19 protein-coding genes are annotated in these 21872 nt (G+C 72.4%); 17 read left to right on the top strand and 2 right to left on the bottom strand.

The genetic code is table 11. The features are described 5' to 3' along the window. Window positions 1-79 precede the first annotated feature (79 nt). From pulA to AC1DQF_RS04890, 3 genes are read left to right on the top strand one after another with little or no spacing between them, the layout of a single operon-like run. The gene (gene pulA, locus AC1DQF_RS04880; protein ID WP_477524079.1) at window positions 80-5761 is read left to right on the top strand and encodes a pullulanase-type alpha-1,6-glucosidase; all 5682 of its coding nucleotides are present in this window, start codon (window positions 80-82) and stop codon (window positions 5759-5761) included. 47 nt (window positions 5762-5808) lie between these two features. Then, window positions 5809-6273 (top strand): hypothetical protein, encoded by a 465-nt coding sequence (locus AC1DQF_RS04885; RefSeq protein WP_477524080.1) that lies wholly within the window; start codon window positions 5809-5811, stop codon window positions 6271-6273. Then, the gene (locus AC1DQF_RS04890; RefSeq protein WP_477524081.1) at window positions 6270-6572 is read left to right on the top strand and encodes a transcriptional regulator; all 303 of its coding nucleotides are present in this window, start codon (window positions 6270-6272) and stop codon (window positions 6570-6572) included. Before AC1DQF_RS04885 ends, AC1DQF_RS04890 begins: the two co-directional genes overlap by 4 nt. A 77-nt stretch (window positions 6573-6649) precedes the next feature. Here AC1DQF_RS04890 and AC1DQF_RS04895 read toward each other — a convergent pair whose 3' ends face one another. Then, window positions 6650-7957: a citrate synthase gene (locus AC1DQF_RS04895; RefSeq protein ID WP_477524082.1), complete on the bottom strand. Its 1308-nt coding sequence runs from the start codon at window positions 7955-7957 to the stop codon at window positions 6650-6652. 288 nt (window positions 7958-8245) lie between these two features. On the opposite strand from AC1DQF_RS04895, the gene rplM reads away from it, so the two are divergent. Genes rplM through AC1DQF_RS04915 form a run of 4 tightly spaced genes read left to right on the top strand, consistent with a single transcriptional unit; the run spans window position 8246 to window position 11673 of the window. Beyond that, window positions 8246-8689, top strand: a complete 444-nt coding sequence (gene rplM, locus AC1DQF_RS04900) for a 50S ribosomal protein L13 (protein WP_056927076.1) — start codon at window positions 8246-8248, stop codon at window positions 8687-8689. Between the two features lie 21 nt (window positions 8690-8710). Beyond that, window positions 8711-9217, top strand: a complete 507-nt coding sequence (gene rpsI, locus AC1DQF_RS04905) for a 30S ribosomal protein S9 (RefSeq protein WP_477524083.1) — start codon at window positions 8711-8713, stop codon at window positions 9215-9217. Between the two features lie 19 nt (window positions 9218-9236). Then, entirely contained in the window at window positions 9237-10583 is a 1347-nt protein-coding gene (glmM, locus tag AC1DQF_RS04910) for a phosphoglucosamine mutase (RefSeq protein WP_477524084.1), read from the top strand. A gap of 58 nt (window positions 10584-10641) precedes the next feature. Next, a complete protein-coding gene (locus AC1DQF_RS04915) occupies window positions 10642-11673 on the top strand; it encodes a GNAT family N-acetyltransferase (protein WP_477524085.1) in 1032 nt (343 codons plus the stop codon). Here the strand turns inward: AC1DQF_RS04915 and coaA are convergent. Continuing rightward, window positions 11649-12632 (bottom strand): type I pantothenate kinase, encoded by a 984-nt coding sequence (gene coaA / locus AC1DQF_RS04920; RefSeq protein WP_477524086.1) that lies wholly within the window; start codon window positions 12630-12632, stop codon window positions 11649-11651. The genes AC1DQF_RS04915 and coaA overlap by 25 nt on opposite strands. 65 nt (window positions 12633-12697) lie before the next feature. Here coaA and glmS point away from each other — a divergent pair, with 65 nt between their 5' ends. The 10 genes from glmS to tsaD all read left to right on the top strand — a co-directional run. Further along, window positions 12698-14554 (top strand): glutamine--fructose-6-phosphate transaminase (isomerizing), encoded by a 1857-nt coding sequence (gene glmS, locus AC1DQF_RS04925; protein WP_477524087.1) that lies wholly within the window; start codon window positions 12698-12700, stop codon window positions 14552-14554. Between the two features lie 19 nt (window positions 14555-14573). Then, on the top strand, window positions 14574-14924 hold the full coding sequence (locus AC1DQF_RS04930; protein ID WP_477524088.1) for a holo-ACP synthase: 351 nt from the start codon (window positions 14574-14576) through the stop codon (window positions 14922-14924). A 33-nt stretch (window positions 14925-14957) separates the two neighbouring features. Further along, window positions 14958-15245: a LysM peptidoglycan-binding domain-containing protein gene (locus tag AC1DQF_RS04935; RefSeq protein WP_477524089.1), complete on the top strand. Its 288-nt coding sequence runs from the start codon at window positions 14958-14960 to the stop codon at window positions 15243-15245. Window positions 15246-15293: 48 nt separating this feature from the next. Next, complete coding sequence (locus AC1DQF_RS04940; RefSeq protein WP_477524090.1) at window positions 15294-16661, top strand: NAD(P)H-hydrate epimerase; 1368 nt, start codon at window positions 15294-15296, stop codon at window positions 16659-16661. A 33-nt stretch (window positions 16662-16694) separates the two neighbouring features. Further along, complete coding sequence (gene alr, locus AC1DQF_RS04945; protein WP_477524091.1) at window positions 16695-17813, top strand: alanine racemase; 1119 nt, start codon at window positions 16695-16697, stop codon at window positions 17811-17813. Then, complete coding sequence (locus tag AC1DQF_RS04950; RefSeq protein ID WP_477524092.1) at window positions 17810-18895, top strand: alpha/beta fold hydrolase; 1086 nt, start codon at window positions 17810-17812, stop codon at window positions 18893-18895. The genes alr and AC1DQF_RS04950 overlap by 4 nt, the downstream gene beginning before the upstream one ends. Continuing rightward, window positions 18892-19785, top strand: coding sequence for a tRNA (adenosine(37)-N6)-threonylcarbamoyltransferase complex ATPase subunit type 1 TsaE (gene tsaE / locus AC1DQF_RS04955; protein WP_477524093.1), 894 nt, complete (start codon window positions 18892-18894; stop codon window positions 19783-19785). The genes AC1DQF_RS04950 and tsaE overlap by 4 nt, the downstream gene beginning before the upstream one ends. A 13-nt stretch (window positions 19786-19798) precedes the next feature. Continuing rightward, entirely contained in the window at window positions 19799-20437 is a 639-nt protein-coding gene (gene tsaB, locus AC1DQF_RS04960) for a tRNA (adenosine(37)-N6)-threonylcarbamoyltransferase complex dimerization subunit type 1 TsaB (protein WP_477524094.1), read from the top strand. Further along, window positions 20434-20898, top strand: a complete 465-nt coding sequence (locus AC1DQF_RS04965) for a GNAT family N-acetyltransferase (RefSeq protein WP_477524095.1) — start codon at window positions 20434-20436, stop codon at window positions 20896-20898. Before tsaB ends, AC1DQF_RS04965 begins: the two co-directional genes overlap by 4 nt. After that, window positions 20895-21872, top strand: a 978-nt coding sequence (gene tsaD, locus AC1DQF_RS04970; RefSeq protein ID WP_477524096.1) for a tRNA (adenosine(37)-N6)-threonylcarbamoyltransferase complex transferase subunit TsaD, incomplete at its 3' end; no start/stop codon positions are given. The genes AC1DQF_RS04965 and tsaD, both read left to right, overlap by 4 nt.

Here is a 21872-nt window from a genome sequence, read left to right on the forward strand (position 1 = left end):
CTTCAGGCTTGCCGGATCACCCCCGAGTCCCTAGCGTGACGCAGGCCACATCCACCGCACTACCTTCTCGGGAGTCCCAGTGCGCACCCCCCTTGCGGCCGGCCTCGGCCTGCTCCTGTCCGGCTCCGCCCTCGCGGTCGTGCCGCCCCCCGCCCTCGCCGACCCCGCCCCGGCCCCGGAGCTGGTCACGCTCGTCGGCGACCTCCAGTCCGAGCTCGGCTGCGCCGAGGACTGGGCCCCGGCCTGCGGTGCCACGCGCCTGGAGCCCGTCCCCGGCACCACGTCGTACGCCCTGGACGTGGAGGTCCCGTCCGGCACGTACGCGTTCAAGGTCGCCCTCGACGGCGGCTGGGACGAGGCGTACGGCGCCGACGGCGGGGCCGCCGACATCCCGCTCGTCCTCCAGCACGATGCGAGCCTGACCTTCTCCTACGACGACGAGACGCACCGGGTCGCCGTGGCGCCCACCGAGCAGCCGACCGCGCGGGTGACCGCCGCCGACGAGGCGATGGCCGGGACCTCGCTGCGCACGCCCCTGACCCGCGAGCGTTTCTACTTCGTGATGGCCGACCGGTTCGCCAACGGCGACCCCTCCAACGACGCCGGCGGGCTCACCGGCGGGCCGCTGGAGACGGGCCTCGACCCGAGTGCCAAGGGCTTCTTCCACGGCGGCGACATCGCCGGGCTCTCGGACCGGCTCGACTACATCGAGGGGATGGGCACCACCGCCATCTGGCTGACCCCGAGCTTCAAGAACCGTCCCGTCCAGGGCGCCGGGGACCAGGCCAGCGCTGGTTACCACGGCTACTGGGTCACCGACTTCACCCGGATCGACCCGCACTTCGGCACCAACGCCGAGCTCGAGGCCTTCATCGACGAGGCGCACGAGCGCGGCATCAAGGTCTTCTTCGACATCATCACCAACCACACCGCCGACGTCATCGACTACGCCGAGGAGGGCCCCCACACCTACGTGGGCAAGGAGTCGGCCCCCTACCGTGACGCCGCGGGCCAGGAGTTCGACGACCGCGCGTACGCCGGTGGCGACACGTTCCCGGTGCTCGACGCCGCCACGTCGTTCCCCTACACGCCGGTCCTCGGGTCCGAGGCGGACCGGACGGTCAAGGTCCCGGCGTGGCTCAACGACCCGACCAACTACCACAACCGCGGCGACTCGACCTTCGCCGGCGAGTCCTCGACGTACGGCGACTTCGCGGGTCTCGACGACCTCTTCACCGAGCAGTCGGACGTGGTCGACGGGATGGTCGACGTCTACAAGTCGTGGGTCGACTTCGGGATCGACGGCTTCCGCATCGACACCGTGAAGCACGTCAACATGGAGTTCTGGCAGCAGTTCGCCCCGGCGATGCGGGCCGAGGCGAAGCGCGTCGGCAACGACGACTTCTTCGCGTTCGGCGAGGTCTACGACTCCAACCCGGCCTACCTGTCGAGCTTCACCACCGAGGGCCGCCTCGACGCCACCCTCGACTTCGGCTTCCAGGGCGCGGGCACCGGCTTCGCCAAGGGCGGGGCGACGACGAAGCTGCGCGACTTCTACGCCGGCGACGACCACTACACCGACACCGACTCCAACGCGTACTCGTTGCCGACCTTCCTCGGCAACCACGACATGGGCCGCATCGGCAGCTTCCTGGCCGGCAGCGACCACGTCCTCGAGCGCGACCGGCTCGCGCACGCCCTGATGTACCTCACCCGCGGCCAGCCGGTCGTCTACTACGGCGACGAGCAGGGCTTCACCGGCGACGGCGGTGACCAGGACGCGCGTCAGGACATGTTCCCCAGCAAGGTCGCGACCTACAACGACGACGACCTGATCGGCACCGACGCGACGACCGCCGGGGCCAACTTCGACACCACCCACCCGCTCTACACCGCGATCCGCGACCTGGCCCGCCTGCGGGAGACCCACCCCGCGCTCGCCGACGGCGCCCAGCTGCACCGCTACGCCTCCGACGGCCCCGGCGTCTTCGCCTTCAGCCGCATCGACGCCGAGGAGGACCGCGAGCACGTGGTCGCCCTCAACAACGCGACCACGGCCAAGACGGTCACCTTCGGCACCGAGATGCGCCGCGGCACCTTCACGCAGCTCTGGCCGGCCGGCCGGTCGTCGCTGCGCACCGACGCGGAGGGTCGCCTCACCGTGACCGTCCCGCCGCTGTCCGCGGTCGTCTGGCACGCCAACGGCACCCTGCCCCGGCGCAAGGACGCCCCGGCGGCGCACGTCGAGGCGCCGTCCGCGGGCGGGGTCGTCGGCGGCCGGACCCCGGTCACGGTGGCGGTGCCCGACGGCGGGTTCAACGAGGTGACCGTGGCCTGGCGCCCGGTCGGTGCGCAGGACTGGACCCCGCTCGGCACCGACGACAACGCGCCGTACCGCGTCTTCCACGACGTCTCCGGGCTGCCGAAGGGCACCCTGGTCGAGTACCGCGCCGTGCTGCGCGACAGCTCGGACAACCTCTCGGTGACCTCGACGTACGCCACGGTCGGCGACCCGGCCACCGCGCCGGTCCCCGGCGGCGGCACCGGCCCGGTCACCCAGCCGGCCGCGGTGTCGGTGCCCGGCAGCCTCAACTCCGAGATGGGGTGCCCCGGCGACTGGATGCCCGCGTGCGAGCAGGCGCAGATGTCGCTGGATGCCGACGACCAGGTCTGGCGCAGGACGGTCTCGCTGCCGGCCGGCAGCTACGCCTACAAGGCCGCCATCGACGGCTCGTGGGACGAGAACTACGGGGCCGGCGGCGCGTCCGGCGGAGCCGACATCCCGCTGGCGCTCGACGCGGCGCGGGACGTGACGTTCTACTACGACCACGCCACGCACTGGATCACCAGCGACGCCCAGGACCCGATCATCACCCTGGCCGGCAGCCTGCAGTCCGAGCTCGGCTGCACCGACGACTGGTCGCCCGGCTGCATGAGGGGCTGGCTGCAGGACCCCGACGGCGACGGCACCTACACCTTCACCACGTCCGGGCTCCCGGCGGGCAGCTACGAGACCAAGGTGGCCCACGGCCTGTCGTGGGCGGAGAACTACGGTGCGGACGGCGCCCGCGACGGCGCCAACATCGCCTTCGACGTCCCAGCGGAAGGAGTGGACGTGGTCTTCTCGTACGACGCGGCCAGCCACCGGCTTACCATCAGCTCCCGCGCCACCGGCGCCACCCCCGACCTCACCGTGGCCAAGGCCCAGTGGGTGCGCGACGACCTCGTCGCCTGGGACGTCCCCGATGCCGACACGCGTCGCTACCGCCTGCACTGGTCCGCCGCCGGTGACCTCGCGGTCGACGCCGAGGCCGTCACCGGGGGCTCCAGCGTGCCGCTCCGGCTCGACCCGGCCGGGTTGCCGGCCGACGTGCTCGCCGACTTCCCGCAGCTCGAGGGCTACGAGGCCTTCCGGCTGGACCGCACCGCCGTCCGGCAGGTCCGCGAGATCCTGACCGGCCAGCTGGCCGTCGCGTCGTACGACACGAGCGGCACGCTGCACGACGCCACCGGCGTCCAGGTCCCCGGCGTCCTCGACGACGTGTACGCCGCCGCAGCCGACCGCGAGCTGGGGGTCACCTGGCAGGGCCGGCGTCCGACGCTGGCCCTGTGGGCGCCGACGGCGCAGGACGTCGCCGCGCTCGTCGACGGCCGTCGGGTGCCGATGAGGCGGCAGTCCGACGGCACCTGGACGGTCACCGGTCCCGCCACGTGGAAGGGCACCGCCTACACCTACGAGGTGAAGGTCTGGGCGCCCGAGGCCCAGCAGGTCGTCACCAACCGGGTGACCGACCCGTACTCGGTGGCCCTGACGACCAACTCGGCGCAGTCCCTGGTCGTCGACCTGTCCGACCCGGCGCTGGCGCCCTCCGGCTGGTCGCGCACCAGCGCCCCGCGCATCGCGCAGCCCGAGGACCGCAACGTCTACGAGCTGCACGTGCGCGACTTCTCCATCGGCGACGAGACCGTGCCGGCGGGGGAGCGGGGCACCTACCTCGCCTTCACCCACGACGACACCGCCGGGATGCGCCACCTGCGCGAGCTGGCCGACGCGGGGCTCAACACCGTGCACCTGCTGCCGGCCTTCGACATCGCCACCATCGAGGAGCGCCGCTCGGCCCAGGCGGTGCCGGCGTGCGACCTCGAGGCGATGGCCCCGGACTCCACCGAGCAGCAGGCGTGCATCGACGCCGTCCGCGGCAAGGACGGCTTCAACTGGGGCTACGACCCGCTGCACTACACGACCCCGGAGGGCTCCTACGCGACCGATCCCGAGGGCACGCGCCGTACGGTCGAGTTCCGCCGGATGGTTCAGGGCCTCAACGGCGCCGGCCTCCAGGTCGTCATGGACGTCGTCTACAACCACACGGCGGCGAGCGGCCAGGCGGCCACCTCGGTCCTCGACCGGGTCGTCCCCGGCTACTACCAGCGTCTCGACGCCAAGGGCGCGGTGGAGACCTCGACGTGCTGCTCCAACACCGCCACCGAGCACCGGATGATGGAGAAGCTGATGATCGACTCCGTGCTCACCTGGGCGCGCGAGTACAAGGTCAACGGCTTCCGCTTCGACCTGATGGGACACCACAGCCTCGCGAATATGCAGCACCTCCGCGCGGCGCTGGACCGCCTCACCGTGCGCCGCGACGGCATCGACGGCCGGTCGGTCTACCTGTACGGCGAGGGGTGGAACTTCGGCGAGGTCGCCGACGACGCCCGCTTCGTGCAGGCCACCCAGCGCAACCTGGCCGGCACCGGGATCGGCTCCTTCAGCGACCGGCTCCGCGACGCCGTGCGCGGCGGGGGTCCCTTCGACGAGGACCCGCGGGTCCAGGGCTTCGGGTCCGGCCTCTTCACCGACCCCAACGGGGCGGCGGCCAACGGCACCGCGGACGAGCAGCGCACCCGGCTGCTGCACCTGGAGGACCTGGTCAAGCTGGGCCTGGCGGRCAACCTGCGGGACTTCTCGTTCCGCACCTCCACCGGTGAGACGGTGACGGGCGAGGACGTCGACTACAACGGCCAGCCGGCGGGGTACGCCGCCGACCCGAGCGAGACCGTCACCTACGTCGATGCCCACGACAACGAGACGCTCTTCGACTCGCTGGCCCTCAAGCTGCCGCGGGGCACCTCGATGGCCGACCGGGTCCGGATGAACACGGTCTCCCTGTCCACCGTGGCGCTGTCGCAGGGCGTGGTGATCTGGCACGCCGGCACCGACCTGCTCCGCTCCAAGAGCTTGGACCGCAACTCCTACGACTCCGGCGACTGGTTCAACCGAGTCGACTGGTCACGCCGGGAGAACACCTTCGGGTCGGGTCTGCCGCTGGAGGCGGACAACTCCGCGAAGTGGGACTTCATGCGCCCGCTGCTGGCCGACCCGGCGCTGGAGCCCGGACCGGAGGCGATGGACGCCGCGCACGCCGCCGCCCTCGACCTGCTGCGGATCCGCACGTCCTCGCCGCTCTTCCGGCTCGGCAGCGCGGCCGCGATCCAGGACAAGGTGTCGTTCCTCGACTCCGGCCCCGGGGTCATCGCGATGCTCGTCGACGACACCTTCGGCGCCGACGCGGACGTCGACCGCGACGGGGTCCTGGTGGTCTTCAACGCGACGCCGTCGGCCACCACGGTGTCCGGCACCGGGGCGGGCTGGAGCCTGCACGACGTGCAGGCCTCCGGTGTCGACGAGGTCGTCAAGGGGTCCACGGCCGCCGCCGACGCGGTGAGCGTGCCGGCGCGCACGACGGCGGTCTTCGAGCGCTGAGCCCACGACACTTGCCATGATGGAAAGTCACTTGTAGCCTTTCCATCATGGAAAGTATCTCGGCAGGCGACGCCCGCCGCTCCCTCGACTCGATCGGTGCCTCGCGCCAGGACCTCGCCCGCCGGCTGACGACCCCGCGCTGGTACTACCCGGTCCTGGGGCTGCTGGTGGCCCAGATGGTGCTCGTGTACGGCCTGGTCGGGGGTCTGCCCGCCGTCCTGTCGGCCCTCCTCGTGGCCCTGGGATCGGGATGGCTGGTCCGGACCTACGCCGGCCACACGGGACTGCGCATCTCGAGGCCCGCGGGCCTGCGCAGCGCCGTGGCCATGGCGGCGTTCGCCGTGGGGCTGGCCGCTCCCGTCCTGGCCGTCACCTTCGTCGACGACCTCGCCACCGGGGTCGTGCTCGCGCTCGCCGTCGTCTGCCTCGTCTCCGTCGTCGTCCTCGGCCCGGTGTACGACGACGCGTTCCGGGCGGACCTGCGCCGCCGGCCCGACGCGGACGCGACGTGACGACGCCCCGCTTCGACGAGGTCGTCCACGCGCCCAACCGCCTCCAGGTGTGCGCGATCCTGGCGGCGGTCGACAAGGCCGAGTTCGCCACGGTGCGCGACTCGCTCGGGGTGGCGGACAGCGTGCTCAGCAAGCACCTCAAGGTGCTCGTGGACGCCGGCTACGTGGCCCTGGACAAGCCGAGCGGCTCGGGCCGGGTCCGGACCTGGGCCAGCCTCACCAAGGCCGGGAGGGCCGCGTTCGCCGGGCACGTCGCCGAGCTGCAACGGCTGGCCGCCGCGGCCGACCTGCCGCTCTGAGTCCTGCGCCAGACGCACGACGCCCCCGACAGGAGACCTGTCGGGGGCGTCGTACGTGGCTGTGCGTCAGCGGACGATCAGGCCCAGCGCTCGGAGGCGGGGGTGAAGGTCAGCTGGCGGTCGCCGGTGTAGATCTGCTTGGGGCGCGCGATCTTCTGGTCCTTGTCCTGGACCAGCTCGAGCCACTGCGCGAGCCAACCCGGGGTGCGACCGATCGCGAACAGGACCGTGAACATCTCCGGCGGGAACTGGAACGCCTCGTAGATGAGGCCGGAGTAGAAGTCGACGTTGGGGTAGAGCTTGCGCTTGACGAAGTACTCGTCCTCGAGCGCGATCTTCTCCAGCTCCTTGGCGATGTCCAGCAGCGGGTTGGTGCCGGTCACCTCGAAGACGTCCTCGGCCGACTGCTTGATGATCTTGGCGCGGGGGTCGTAGTTCTTGTAGACCCGGTGGCCGAAGCCCATCAGCTTCTCGTTGCCGTCCTTGACCCCGGCCATGAACGCCGGGATGTTCTCCTTGGAGCCGATGCGCCGCAGCATCCGGAGCACGGCCTCGTTGGCGCCACCGTGCAGCGGCCCGAAGAGGGCGCCCACGCCGGCCGCCACCGCGGAGTAGGGGTCGACCTGGGTCGAGYCCACCGAGCGCACGGCGTTGGTGGAGGCGTTCTGCTCGTGGTCGGCGTGCAGGATGAACAGCACGTCGAGGGCCTTGACCAGCCGCTCGTCGGCCTCGAACTTCTTCTCGCTCATCTTGAAGAGCATCGAGAGGAAGTTGGCGGTGTAGCCGAGGTCGTTGTCCGGGTAGACGAACGGCTTGCCCTGCGCGTGGCGGAACGACCAGGCGCCGAGGGTGGGCATCTTGGCGATCATGCGCACGATCTGCATGTGTCGGTTGTCGGCGTCGGTGATGTTGCGCGCGTCCGGGTAGAACGTCGACAGCGCACCGGTGGAGGCCATCAGCATGCCCATCGGGTGGGCGTCGTACCGGAAGCCCTCCATGAAGGACTTCACGTTCTCGTGGACGAACGTGTGGTAGGTGATCTCGTGCACCCAGGCGTCCATCTCCGCCTTGGTGGGGAGCGCGCCGTGGATCAGGAGGTAGGCCACCTCGAGGAAGCTGGACTTCTCGGCCAGCTGCTCGATCGGGTAGCCGCGGTACTCCAGGATGCCCTTGTCGCCGTCGATGTAGGTGACGGCGCTGCGACACGACGCCGTGTTGACGAAGCCGGGGTCGTAGGTGGCCAGACCGGGCTGGTCGTCGCCGACCTTGATCTGCCCGAGGTCCTTGGCGGCGATGGTCCCGTCGGTGATCGGGATCTCGTAGTCCTGGCCGGTGCGGTTGTCGCGTACGGTCAGGGTGTCGTTGCCGGAAGCATCGTTGCTCACGTCGGCTCCTTGATGGGTTCGTGGGATTCCCGACCAACCTAGCCGCGACACCGCGCGGGGTGCCAACCCGCCCCCGCCGTCGGTGGACAGCCGGCCCGCGCCGTTTTGACCCCCCTCCGCGCTGCGCCGTAGTCTTGCTGGTCGCGACTCCTGCCGCGCTCCGGTCCGCACGGACCGAGGGTGCAGACCCGGACGATCATGAGCCGGGCAGTGTTCGTCAGAAGCCGCTGCAGCACACCGGGTGGGACATCTCCCTCCCGTACCTACGAACGAGAACGGGATACAGCCGTGCGCACGTACAGCCCCAAGCCCGCTGACATCCAGCGAGAGTGGCTCGTCATCGACGCCACCGACGTGGTCCTGGGACGCCTCGCCGTCCAGACCGCCAACCTCCTCCGCGGCAAGCACAAGCCGACCTTCGCCCCGCACATGGACATGGGTGACTTCGTCATCATCGTCAACGCGGACAAGGTCGCCCTCTCCGGCAACAAGAAGGTCACCAAGCTGGCCTACCGCCACTCGGGCTACCCGGGCGGCCTGTCCGCCACGCCCTTCGGCGAGCTGCTCGAGAAGGACGCCCGCAAGGCCATCGAGAAGGCTGTCTGGGGCATGCTCCCCAAGAACAAGCTCGGCCGCCAGGTGCTGAAGAAGCTCAAGGTCTACGCCGGCCCGAACCACCCCCACGCGGCCCAGCAGGCCATCCCGTTCGAGATCTCCCAGGTCTCCCAGTAATCCCGATCGAGGACTGACTCCATGACTGACAACATTGAGAGCACCGAGGTCGAGGAGACCTACGAGCCCAACGCCGAGGGCGTTGCCTACAGCTCCGAGAGCTCGCCTTCCGCTGACACCCCGGCCCGCCCTGCGACCATTGCGCCCGCCGGCGCCACCGGTCGCCGCAAGGAGGCCGTCGCCCGCGTCCGGATCGTTCCGGGCACCGGCGAGATCACGGTCAACGGCCGCACGCTCGACAGCTACTTCCCCAACAAGCTGCACCAGCAGATCGTGAACGAGCCGTTCACCAGCCTGCAGCTCGAGGGTCGCTTCGACGTGATCGCCCGCATCCACGGTGGCGGCATCGCCGGTCAGGCCGGCGCCCTGCGCCTCGGCATCGCCCGGTCGCTCAACGCCGTGGACGAGGAGGCCAACCGCGCCACCCTCAAGAAGGCCGGGCTGCTCACGCGTGACGCCCGCGCCGTCGAGCGCAAGAAGGCCGGTCTCAAGAAGGCCCGCAAGGCCTCGCAGTTCAGCAAGCGCTGATCGTCTACGGTCGAGCCTCATGACTCGACTCTTCGGCACGGACGGCGTCCGGGGCCTGGCGAACGCCTCATTGACGGCGGAGCTGGCCCTGGACCTGTCCGTTGCCGCGGCCCATGTCCTGGCCGACCGCGGAGAGTTCGCGGGGCACCGTCCCCGCGCCGTGGTGGGTCGGGACACGCGCATCTCCGGGCAGTTCCTCGAGGCGGCCGTCGTCGCCGGGCTGGCCTCCGCCGGCGTCGACGTCCTGCTGCTCGGCGTCCTGCCGACCCCGGGCGTGGCGCACCTGACCGACAAGCTCGGCGTCGACCTCGGTGTCATGCTCTCGGCCTCGCACAACCCGATGCCCGACAACGGGATCAAGTTCCTGGCCCGGGGTGGGCACAAGCTCGACGACGCCATCGAGGTCGCCATCGAGCGACGGATGCGTGAGGAGTGGCGGCGCCCCACCGGTGGCGACGTCGGTCGCGTCACGACGTACGACGCCGCGGTCGCCGACTACGCCGCCCACCTGGTCGGCGCGACGACGCGGCCCCTCGAGGGCATCAAGGTCGTCCTCGACTGCGCCGAGGGCGCGGCCTTCGAGGCCGGCCCGCTGGCCCTGCGCGAGGCCGGCGCCGAGGTGATCGCGATCCACGCGTCCCCCGACGGCCTCAACATCAACGACAACTGCGGCTCGACCCACCTCGGCTCGCTGCAGGCCGCCGTCCTGGAGCACGGCGCCGCTGCGGGGTTCGGCCTCGACGGCGACTCGGACCGCTGCCTGGCGGTCGACCACGAGGGCAACATCGTCGACGGCGACCAGATCCTCGCCGTCCTGGCCCTGGCCATGCGCGACGAGGGCCGGCTCGCCAAGGACACCGTCGTGGCGACGGTGATGAGCAACCTCGGCTTCGTGCAGGCCCTGCGCGGTGCCGGCATCGGCGTGCGCCAGACCAAGGTCGGCGATCGCTACGTCCTCGAGGCGATGAAGGTCTCGGGCTACTCCCTCGGCGGCGAGCAGTCCGGGCACGTGATCCTCTCCGACCACGCCACCACCGGCGACGGCATCCTGACCGCGCTCAAGGTGCTCGAGCGGATGGCGTCGACCGGGCAGTCGCTCCAGCAGCTGGCCGGCGTGATGATCCGCCTGCCCCAGGTGCTGGTCAACGTCCCCGACGTCGACAAGGCCCGCACCGACGACGACGCCGTGCTCGCCGCGGCGGTCGCGGAGGAGGAGGCCGCGCTCGGGGACACCGGCCGGATCCTGCTGCGCCCCTMGGGCACCGAGGCGCTCGTGCGCGTCATGGTCGAGGCCCCGACCTCCGAGCTCGCGCACTCCGTGGCGCACCGGCTCGCCGACGTGGTCAAGCGCCAGCTGGCCCTCTGACCCACGGGCCCGCAGTACCCGGCTGCTCCGGCGCCCCGACTCGCCTAGGGTCGCGGCCGTGACCATCGAGATCCGGAGCGTCGACCCGCACGACGAGAGCGCGCTGCGGGCGTGGTGGGAGGTCGGCGCCGCCGCCACCGCCGAGCGCCCGGGCCGCCCGTGGCCGCGGTGGGAGGTCAGCCGGACCGCCCTTCCCGCGGACAACCCGGAGCGCGCCACCACGCTGCTCGGAGCCTTCGACGGCGAGACGATGGTGGGGTCGGCGCTCCTGCTGGCCCCGCTGAAGGAGAACCTCCACACGGCCGCGTTCGACGTCTACGTGCTGCCGTCTCGGCGACGCTCGGGCATCGGCACGCACCTGCTCGCCGACGTGGAGTCCAGGGCCGCCGCGTTGGGACGGACCACGCTGCAGTGCGAGGCCTACGTGCCGCCGGGGGAGAGCGGCCCGGCCGAGGCGTTCGGGCACGCGAGGGGGTACGTCGTCGCCAGCCGTGAGGGCTTCAAGGAGCTGGTGCTGGCCGACTTCGCCGCCCGGCGCGACGACCTGGTCGCCGAGCTCGGCGACCGGGCGGCGGCGTACCGCATCGTCACCTTCGACACGGTCTGCCCCCACGCGCACCTGGAGTCGTTCGGTCGGCTGCTCGGCATGCTGATCGCCGAGATCCCGCTGGGCGAGCTCGACCTCGCGGACTCCGAGTGGCCCCCCGAGCGGCTCCGCGGCGCCGAGCGACGCTGRCTGGACATCGGTCGCCACGTCCTGACCGCGTTGGCGATCGCCCCGGACGGGTCGGTGGCCGGCTCGAGCGACGTACGTGTCAACGACGCCGACCCCACTCACGGCCAGGTGGGGATCACCCTCGTCGACCCGGCGCACCGCGGCCACCGCCTCGGTCTCGCCCTCAAGGTGGCCACCCACGACCTCGTCCTCGCCGGCTTCTCGGAGTGCGCCTCGGTCGACACCTCCAACGCCGAGGTCAACACGCACATGAACGCGGTCAACGAGGCGCTCGGCTACCGCGGCATCGAGACGCTCCTGGAGCTGCAGAAGGTACGGACGGGAGGCGCTCAGAGCTTGCGCAGGCGGACGTAGCGCACCGAGTGGTCGGGGTCCTTGCGCAGCACGAGGGTGGCGCGGGCGCGCGTCGGAGCGACGTTCTCGACCAGGTTGGGGCCGTTGATGGCGTCCCAGATGCGACCGGCCTCGCTGCGAGCCTCGGACTCGGAGAGCATCGCGTACTTGCGGAAGTAGGAGAGCGGGTCCTGGAACGCCGTCCCGCGCAGACGCAGGAACCGCTCGACGTACCAGCGCTTGATGTCGCCRACGGCCGCGTCGACGTACACCGAGAAGTCGAAGAAGTCGCTCACCGCGAGGCCGGCCCTGCCGTCGTCGCGGACCCGCGCGGGCTGCAGGACGTTGAGGCCCTCGATGATCACGATGTCCGGACGCTTGACCACGACCTTCTCGCCGGGGACCACGTCGTAGACGAGGTGGGAGTAGATCGGCGCCTCGACCTCGTCCTTGCCGGACTTGATGTCCACGACGAAGCGCATCAGGGCCTTGCGGTCGTAGGACTCCGGGAAGCCCTTGCGGTGCAGGATGCCCCGCCGCTCGAGCTCGGCGTTGGGGTGCAGGAAGCCGTCGGTGGTGACCAGCGCGACGTTGGGGTGCTCGGGCCAGTGCGCGAGCATCTGCTGCAGCACCCGCGCGGTGGTCGACTTGCCGACCGCCACGGAGCCGGCGAGGCCGATCACGAACGGGGTGCGCGGCGGCTGCTGGCGGTGCAGGAACTCCTCCTGCTCGCGGTGCAGGCGGCCGGCCGAGGCGACGTACAGCGACAGCAGGCGGGACAGGGGGAGGTAGACCTGCTCCACCTCGTGGAGGTCGAGGGCGTCGCCGAGGCCGCGGAGACGCGTCACCTCGTCGGGCGTGAGGGGGTTCTCGGTCTCCCGGGCCAGCGCGGCCCAGGCGGCCCGGTCGAGCTCGACGTAGGGAGAGGCCTCGCTCGCACCGTGGAGGCCCTCCCGCTCAGCGGCACCGGCAGCGGACATGCGCAGGATTCTTGCACCGGCGGCGGGCCGCGGCGGGACCGGCACGCTTGCGTAGACTCCGGCCCATGTGCGGAATCGTGGGCTACGTCGGTGACAAGCAGGCGCAGGACGTCGTGATCGAGGGGCTGCGGCGCCTCGAGTACCGGGGGTACGACTCCGCGGGCATCGCTCTCGTGGACACCGCCGCCGGCGACGGCCGGATCGCCTCGGACAAGCGGGCCGGCAAGCTGGCCAACCTCGAGAAGGCCATCGGCGAGAGCCCGCTCCCCGCCTCGACGACCGGCATCGGCCACACCCGCTGGGCCACCCACGGAGCGCCCAACGACAAGAACGCGCACCCGCACCTGGGCCAGGTGGCCCGCGTCGCGGTCGTGCACAACGGCATCATCGAGAACTACGCGTCGCTGCGCTCCGAGCTCGAGCGTGCCGGCCACGAGATGCTCTCGGACACCGACACCGAGATCGCCGCGCACCTGCTCGAGCTCGAGGTGCAGACGGGCGTCGACCTGACGACCGCGATGCAGCACGTCTGCCAGCGGCTCGAGGGTGCGTTCACGCTCGTCGCGGTCGACGCCGAGGACCCGTCCCGCGTCGTGGCCGCCCGGCGCAACTCGCCGCTCGTGGTCGGCGTCGGCGAGGGCGAGAACTTCATCGGCTCCGACGTCGCGGCCTTCATCGAGCACACCCGCGAGGCCATGGAGCTCGGCCAGGACCAGGTCGTCACCATCACTCGCGAGGGCGTCGAGGTCACCGGCTTCGACGGCTCGCCGGCGCAGGGCCAGCGCTACCACGTCGACTGGGACCTCTCGGCCGCCGAGAAGGACGGCTACGACTGGTTCATGCGCAAGGAGATCTTCGAGCAGCCCCGCGCGGTGGCCGACGCCATGCTGGGTCGCCACGACGGCAGTGGCCGGCTGCAGCTCGACGAGGTGCGGCTGTCCGAGGACGAGCTGCGCACCGTCGACAAGATCATCATCGTCGGCTGCGGCACCGCCAACTACGCCGGCCTCGTCGCCAAGTATGCCATCGAGCACTGGACCCGGATCCCGTGCGAGGTCGAGCTGGCCCACGAGTTCCGCTACCGCGACCCGATCCTGACCCGCGACACCCTCGTGGTCGCCATGAGCCAGTCGGGGGAGACCGCCGACACCCTGATGGCCATCCGGCACGCCCGGGAGCAGGGCTCACGCGTGCTGGCCATCTGCAACACCAACGGCTCGACGATCCCGCGCGAGTCCGACGCGGTGATCTACACCCACGCCGGCCCGGAGATCGGGGTCGCGTCCACCAAGGGCTTCCTCACCCAGCTCATCGCCTGCTACCTCCTCGGCCTCTACCTCGCCCAGGTCCGCGGCATGAAGTTCGGGGACGAGATCTCCCAGATCCTCGACGAGCTGGCCAAGATGCCCGCGCACGTCCAGACGGTGCTGGACCGGTCCGAGGACATCTACGCCCTCGCCGCCCGCCACGCCGAGACCCGGTCGGTGCTCTTCCTGGGGCGCCACGCCGGCTTCCCGATCGCCCTCGAGGGTGCGCTCAAGCTCAAGGAGCTCGCCTACATCCACGCCGAGGGCTTCGCGGCCGGCGAGCTCAAGCACGGTCCGATCGCGCTGATCGAGGAGGGGCTGCCGGTCTTCTGCATCGTGCCTCCCCGGGGGCGCGACGAGCTGCACCAGAAGATGGTCAGCGCCATCCAGGAGATCCGGGCCCGGGGGGCCCACACGATCGTGCTGGTGGAGGAGGGCGACGAATCGATCACGCCGTACGCCGACGAGCTGATCCGGCTGCCCAAGGTCCCGACGCTGCTCCAGCCGGTCGTGTCGGTGGTGCCGCTGCAGCTCTTCGCCTGCGAGCTGGCCACGGTGATGGGCCACGACGTCGACCAGCCGCGCAACCTCGCCAAGTCCGTCACCGTCGAATGAGCACCCCTCGAGGTGCCCGATGATCGTCGGCGTCGGCATCGACGTGGTCGACCTGGACCGCTTCGAGGATTCGCTGCGCCGCACCCCGGCGCTGCGGGACCGGCTGTTCACCCCGTCCGAGGCGTCGCGCCCGCACGCGTCCCTGGCCGCCCGCTTCGCGGCCAAGGAGGCCATCGCCAAGGCGCTCGGCGCTCCCGTGGGCATGGCCTGGCACGACGCGGAGATCGTCTCGGAGGAGACGGGGCGGCCGCGCTTCGAGATCCGCGGGACGGTGCTCGCGCAGGCCGAGGCCCTCGGGGTCCGGCACGTGCACGTCTCGCTGTCGCACGATGCCGGGATCGCCTCGGCCGTGGTGGTCCTGGAGGGCTGAGGGCCTCCATCGCCGCTGGGCTACGGTGACGCCATGGGCTTCCTGGACTCCGTCAAGAACGTGCTCAAGGGCGCCGTCGCCGCACCGCCCCGGAACGTCACGGAGCCCGCCTCGCCGCCCCCGCACCCGTCCGAGACCCCGAAGGTCGAGGAGCCGGCGCCCGCGCCGGTCTTCACGACGTACACGATCCGCACCGGCGACACCCTCGGCGACATCGGTGCCCGGCACGGCGTCGCGCGCGCCGAGCTCGCCCGGCTCAACGACATCGACGAGCCGGACCTGATCTTCCCCGGCCAGGAGCTCCGCATCCCCACCAGCTGACCCGCTGCGGCGCGCCCACCCGCCCGGGGCAGCCGCTAGCGTGGCGGCATGCGCCGTGCCCACACCGTCCTCGAGGTGCGTGACGCCGAGGCCGACCTGATGCGGACGCTGCCCGACGGCGCGCTCATGCAGCGGGCCGCCACCGGCCTGGCCCACGCCGTCCTCGACCTGCTCGGCGGCGGCTACGGCCGCCGCGTCCTGCTGCTCGTCGGCTCCGGCGACAACGGCGGGGACGCGCTGTACGCCGGGTGCGTGCTGCTCCGCCGCGGCTCGCGCGTCGCCGCGGTGCTGCTCGGCAGCAGCCACCACGAGGAGGGGCTGGCCGCCTTCCGGGCGGCCGGCGGCACGATCGTCGAGGACGTCACCGACAGCCACCGGCCGGACGTCGTCGTCGACGGCATCGTCGGCATCGGCGGTCGTCCCGGGCTGCGGGACGAGGCGGTGGCCGCGCTGGACGCCCTGGCCGGGGCGCCGGTGGTGGCGGTCGACGTGCCCTCGGGGGTCGACGTCGACACCGGCGAGCTCGGCGGGGCGCACGTCGTCGCGGACCTCACGGTCACCTTCGGCACCCACAAGGTGGCCCACCTGGTCGGTCCCGCCGCCGGGGTGTGCGGCGCGGTCCATCTCGTCGACCTCGGTCTCGAGCTGCCGCCCGCGGCCGTCGAGTCCCTCCAGGCCGCGGACGTCGCCGCGCTGGTGCCCCGGCCCGGACCCGACGACCACAAGTACTCCCGCGGTGTCGTCGGCGTCCGCGCCGGCTCCGAGACCTACCCCGGGGCCGCGCTGCTCTGCGTGGCCGGCGCGGGCAGCGGGCTCGTCGGGATGGTCCGCTACGTCGGCAGCGCCGCCGACCAGGTACGAGCCGCGCACCCGGAGGTGGTCGGCGACGGGCGGGTCCAGGCCTGGGTCGTGGGTCCCGGGGGCGGGGACGAGGCCGGGGCCCAGCTGGCCGCCGCCCTCGAGGACGGCGTCCCCGTGCTGGTGGACGCCGACGGGCTCGCGCACGTGCGGCCCGGCCAGGCGGCGGTGCTCACCCCGCACGCGGGCGAGCTGGCCCGGATGCTCGAGACCCGGCGGGAGGCCGTCGAGGCCCGCCCGCTGGCCCACGCCCGGCTCGCGGCCGAGCGGTACGACGCGGTGCTGCTGCTCAAGGGACGGCACACGCTGGTGGTGGCGCCGGACGGCCGGACGCGGGTCACGACGACCGGCCTGCCCTGGCTGGCCACGGCGGGCGCGGGCGACGTGCTGTCGGGCCTGATCGGCGCGCTGCTGGCCGCCGGTCTCGCTCCGTGGGACGCCGCGTCGGTCGGATCCTGGCTCCACGGGGCCGCGGCGACGCTGGCCTCGGGCGGCGGACCCCTGGTGGCGGGGGACGTCGCGGCCGCGCTGCCGGCGGTGGTGCGGTCCCTCCGGTGACCGGTGCTGCCCGGCGGATGGAAGAATCGGTCCATGCCGTCCCGCGCCGAGATCGTCGTCGACCTCGCCGCGATCCGTCACAACGTGCGCACCCTGCGTGAGCTCGTGGGTCCGGACGTCGCCATGATGACCGTGGTCAAGGCCGACGGCTACGGCCACGGGATGGCCCCGGCGGCCCGCGCGGCCCGCGAGGCGGGCGCCGAGTGGCTGGGCGTCGCGACCATCGACGAGGCGCTCACGCTCCGGGCGGCCGGCGACACCGGCCGTGTCCTGTGCTGGCTGACCGTGCCGGGCGAGGACTACGCCGCCGCGGCCGACGCCGGGCTCGACGTCACGGCCTACTCCGTGGCCGAGATGGACGAGATGGTCGGCGCCGGCGTCACCCGCGTGCAGCTCAAGGTCGACACCGGGCTCTCGCGCGGGGGTGCGGCGCGGGGCGACTGGCCGGCGCTGTTCGCGCACGCCGCGGCCCTCGAGGGGGAGGGACGCGCGCGGATCACCGGCATCTGGTCGCACTTCGCCGCCAGCGACGAGCCCGACCACCCGGCCAACGCCGCCCAGGAGGAGGCGTTCCGCGACGCGCTCGCCCTCGCCGAGGACGCCGGCCTGCATCCCGAGGTGCGCCACCTCGCCAACTCCGCCGCCGCGGTCCTGCGGCCCGGGTCCCGCTACGACCTGGTGCGCTGCGGCATCGCGTCGTACGGACTGGACCCCGCGCCCGGCGTGACACCCGACCTGGGCCTGCGCCCGGCGATGACCGTCCGCGCCGACCTCGCGCTCGTCAAGCGGATCGCGGCCGGCGACGGCGTCTCGTACGGCCACACCTGGGTCGCCGAGCGGGACACGACCGTCGGCGTCGTCCCCGTCGGCTACGGCGAGGGCGTCCCGCGTGCCGCCGGCAACCGGGTCGAGGTCTGGGCCGGTGGAGCACGCCGGCCGGTCCGGGGACGGGTCTGCATGGACCAGGTCGTCGTCGACCTGGGCGACGACGAGCTCCGACCGGGCGACGACGTCGTCCTCTTCGGCCCCGGCTACCGGGGTGAGCCCACGGCGCTGGAGTGGGCCGAGGCCCTCGACACCATCAACTACGAGATCGTGACGCGGATCGGTGGCCGCCTGGCCCGCCGCCACGTGGACGGAGAAGACGCATGAGCGGCGCGAAGGGTGCCCTCGGGCGCCGGGTGATCGGAGCCGCCGCCGGAGCGGCCGGCCTGGCCGCGGCCGGTGCCGCCGTGGGCGTCGTGGCCCACCGCAGCCGGGTGATAGCCCACCGTGGCGTCGGGGACCGCACGCCGTTCGGCTCGCTGCACTCGACGCCCCTGCACGTGATCGCCGACGACGCCGTCGACCTCTACACCGAGGTCGACGAGCCCGACCCCGACCGGCACAGCCCGCTCGCCACCGGCGACGTGACGGTGGTCTTCGTGCACGGGTACTCGATGAACCTCGACTGCTGGCACTTCCAGCGCGCCGGCTACCGCGGCCAGGTCCGCACCGTCTTCTACGACCAGCGCTCCCACGGCAAGTCGGCGCGCTCGTCGGAGGAGAACGCCACCATCGACCAGCTCGGCAAGGACCTGCTGCGCGTCATCGAGCAGACCGCGCCCGGCCCGGTCGTGCTCGTCGGCCACTCGATGGGCGGGATGAGCATCATCAGCCTCGCCCAGCAGCACCCCGAGCTCTTCGGGGACCGGATCGTGGGCGTCGCCCTCATCTCCACCACCGCCGGCGGGCTCGACCCCGGCCGGATCCTGTTCCCGATGCTGCCGATGGGCATGGGGGGTCGGGTCATGGGGCGTGCAGTCCGCACCCTCGACCGCGGGCACCGGGTCGTCGACCTGGCCCGCAAGTGGGGCCACGCCATCGCCGACGTGGTCACCGACCGCTACGCGTTCGGCGGCGACGTCCCCGGCCACTACGTGGAGTTCCTCTACGAGATGCTCAACGCGACGCCCTTCGCGGTGGTCGCCGACTTCTACCCGGCCTTCGCGACCCTCAACCACTTCGACCACGTCGAGATCCTGGGCAAGGTGCCGACCGCGATCATCTGCGGCACCGACGACAAGATCACCAGCGTCGGGCACAGCCGCAAGCTGCACTCGCGCATCCCCGGCTCGAGCCTGCTGGAGTGCGAGRGAGCGGGCCACATGGTGATCCTCGAGCGCCACGAGGAGGTCAACGCCGAGCTCGACGACCTGATCTCGCTCGCGCTCGCCCGGATGGAGGCCTCGTGAGCGTCGTCGTACGCCGCGTCGGTCCCGAAGCGTCCGTCGAGGTCCTGTCCGTGGTGCGCGCGGCCTTCGGGGCCCGACCGACCCTCGACCCGCCCGCCGACGCGATGGCCGAGACGCCGGAGAGCATCGAGGCCGAGCTGGCGGCGTACGGCGGTCTCCTGGCCACCCTGGACGACCGCCCGGTCGGTGCGCTGCTCTTCGCGCCCCGACCCGAGGCCTGCTACCTGCGCCGCTTCGGCGTGGTGCCCGACGCGCAGGGCCACGGCGTCGCCGCGGCCCTGGTCGAGGCTGCGGTGACCGGCGCGATCGGGCACGCGTGCCTCGGCGTGCTGGCGCGCGAGGAGCTGCCCGCCACGATCGGCTTCTGGGAGCGGCACGGCTTCCGCGAGACCGACCGGCACTCTCCCTACGTCGAGCTGCGCCGTGCGCTCCCCACGACGTACGACGCCCCGGACGCCGACTCGATGCGTGACCTCGGCACCCGGGTGGGCTCCGCCCTGCGGGCCGGCGACCTCGTGGTGCTCACCGGCGAGCTCGGTGCCGGCAAGACCACCTTCACCCAGGGCCTGGGGGAGGGGCTGGGCGTCCGGGGTGGTGTCACCTCGCCGACCTTCGTCATCGCGCGGGTGCACCCCTCGCTGGTCGACGGTCCCGACCTGGTGCACGTCGACGCCTACCGGCTCGGGGGCATCGCGGAGCTCGACGACCTCGACCTCGACACCTCGCTCGACACCGCGGTGACCGTGGTGGAGTGGGGCGCCGGGCTGGCCGAGGGCCTGGCCGAGCAGCGCCTCGACGTGACCATCACCCGCGCCCTGGCCGACGAGGTCGGGACCGATGACCTCGACCCTCGTCGCGTCGAGCTGCGCCGGGTCCTCCCGACCACCTGAGTAGCCTCGCACCGTGCTCCTCGCCTTCGACACCGCCACCCCGCTCGTCACCGTCGCCTTGCACGACGGCGACGACGTGGTCGCCGAACGCCTCTCCACGACGCCGATGAAGCACGGTGAGCAGCTCGCCCCGCTGATCGAGGCCGTGCTCCACGACCGGGGACTGGTCCGCCAGGACCTCACCGCGATCGCCGTCGGGGTCGGACCCGGGCCGTTCACCGGTCTCCGGGTCGGCCTGGTGACCGCGCGCACGCTCGCGCTGGCCCTCGAGCTCCCGGTGTACGGCGTCTGCACCCTCGACGTCCTGGCCATCGAGGCGGTCGAGGTGGGCGCCGTCAGCGAGGACTTCGTGGTCGCCACCGACGCCCGGCGCAAGGAGGTCTACCTCGCGTCGTACGACGCCGACGGCGCCCGCGTCTTGGGGCCAGAGGTCCTCAAGCCGGCCGACGCCGCCACCGGCGTGCCCGTGGTGGGGGAGGGCGCGGTGCTCTACCCCGAGTCCTTCCCGCAGGCGGTCGGACCCGCGCGACCCAGCGCCGGCTGGCTGGCGCGCGTGGTCGCCGAGGAGCGTGCCGAGCTGCTCGACCCCGAGCCGCTCTACCTGCGGCGTCCCGACGCGGTCGTCAGCGCGACCCGCAAGCCCGTCCTGTGATCCGGCTCGCCACCGGCTCGGACGTCGCGGCGGTCGGCGCCCTCGAGCGGGACCTGTTCGGTGCGGACGCCTGGGACGAGCGGGCCGTGGTCGCCGAGCTGGACGGGCCCGGGCGGCGCTTCGTCGTGGCCGAGGACCCGGACCACGAGCTCTCCGGGTACGCCGTGTCGATGACGCTCGGCGACATCGTCGACCTGCAGCGGATCGCCGTGCACCCGCGCCACCGACGCGCCGGGCTGGCCACCGCCCTCCTCGAGGACCTCCTCGACCACACCGGAGCGGCCGACCGGATGCTGCTGGAGGTGAGCGAGCGCAACGAGGCGGCCGTCGCGTTCTACCTCGTGCACGGCTTCACCCGCATCGACGCGCGGCCGCGCTACTACCGCGACGGGGCGGACGCGCTGGTCCTGCAGCGCACCCTCGCACCGGTCCGACCCGCGTCGGGGACAATGGCGCCATGAGYGACGCACCCCTCGTGCTCGGCATCGAGACCTCCTGCGACGAGACCGGCGTCGGCATCGTCCGCGGCCACACCCTGCTCGCCGACGCGATCGCGAGCAGCGTCGACGAGCACGCCCGCTTCGGCGGCGTGGTGCCCGAGGTGGCGAGCCGGGCTCACCTCGAGGCCATGGTCCCGACCATCGAGCGCGCCTGCGAGACCGCCGGCATCGCGCTGCGCGACGTCGACGCCATCGCGGTCACCAGCGGACCGGGACTGGCCGGCGCGCTGCTGGTCGGGGTCGCGAGCGCCAAGGCCCTGGCCCTGGGCCTCGGCAAGCCGCTGTACGGCGTCAACCATCTCGCCGCCCACGTCGCCGTGGACCAGCTCGAGCACGGCCCGCTGCCGGAGCCGTGCCTGGCGATGCTCGTCTCGGGGGGCCACTCCAGCCTGCTGCGTGTGGAGGACGTGACGACCGCCGTCGAGCCGCTCGGCGCCACCATCGACGACGCGGCCGGCGAGGCCTTCGACAAGGTCGCCCGCCTCCTGGGCCTGCCCTTCCCGGGCGGCCCCCACATCGACCGTGCCGCCGCGAGCGGCAACAGCGTCGCCATCGACTTCCCGCGCGGGCTGACCCACCGCCGCGACCTGGAGCGCCACCGCTTCGACTTCTCCTTCAGCGGGCTCAAGACCGCCGTCGCGCGATGGGTGGAGACCCAGCAGCGGGCCGGCGCCACCATCGACGTCAACGACGTCGCGGCGTCCTTCCAGGAGGCCGTGTGCGACGTGTTGACCCGCAAGGCGATCGACGCGGCCACCAGTCAGGGGATCGAGGACATCCTCATCGGCGGCGGGGTGGCGGCCAACAGTCGGCTGCGCGCGATGGCCGTGGAGCGAGCCACGGCGGCGGGGATCCGGGTCCGGGTGCCGCGACCGGGGCTGTGCACCGACAACGGCGCGATGGTGGCGGCCCTGGGTGCGGAGCTCGTGCAGAGA

It is taken from the genome of Nocardioides sp. P4_G4 (genome assembly GCF_056401085.1).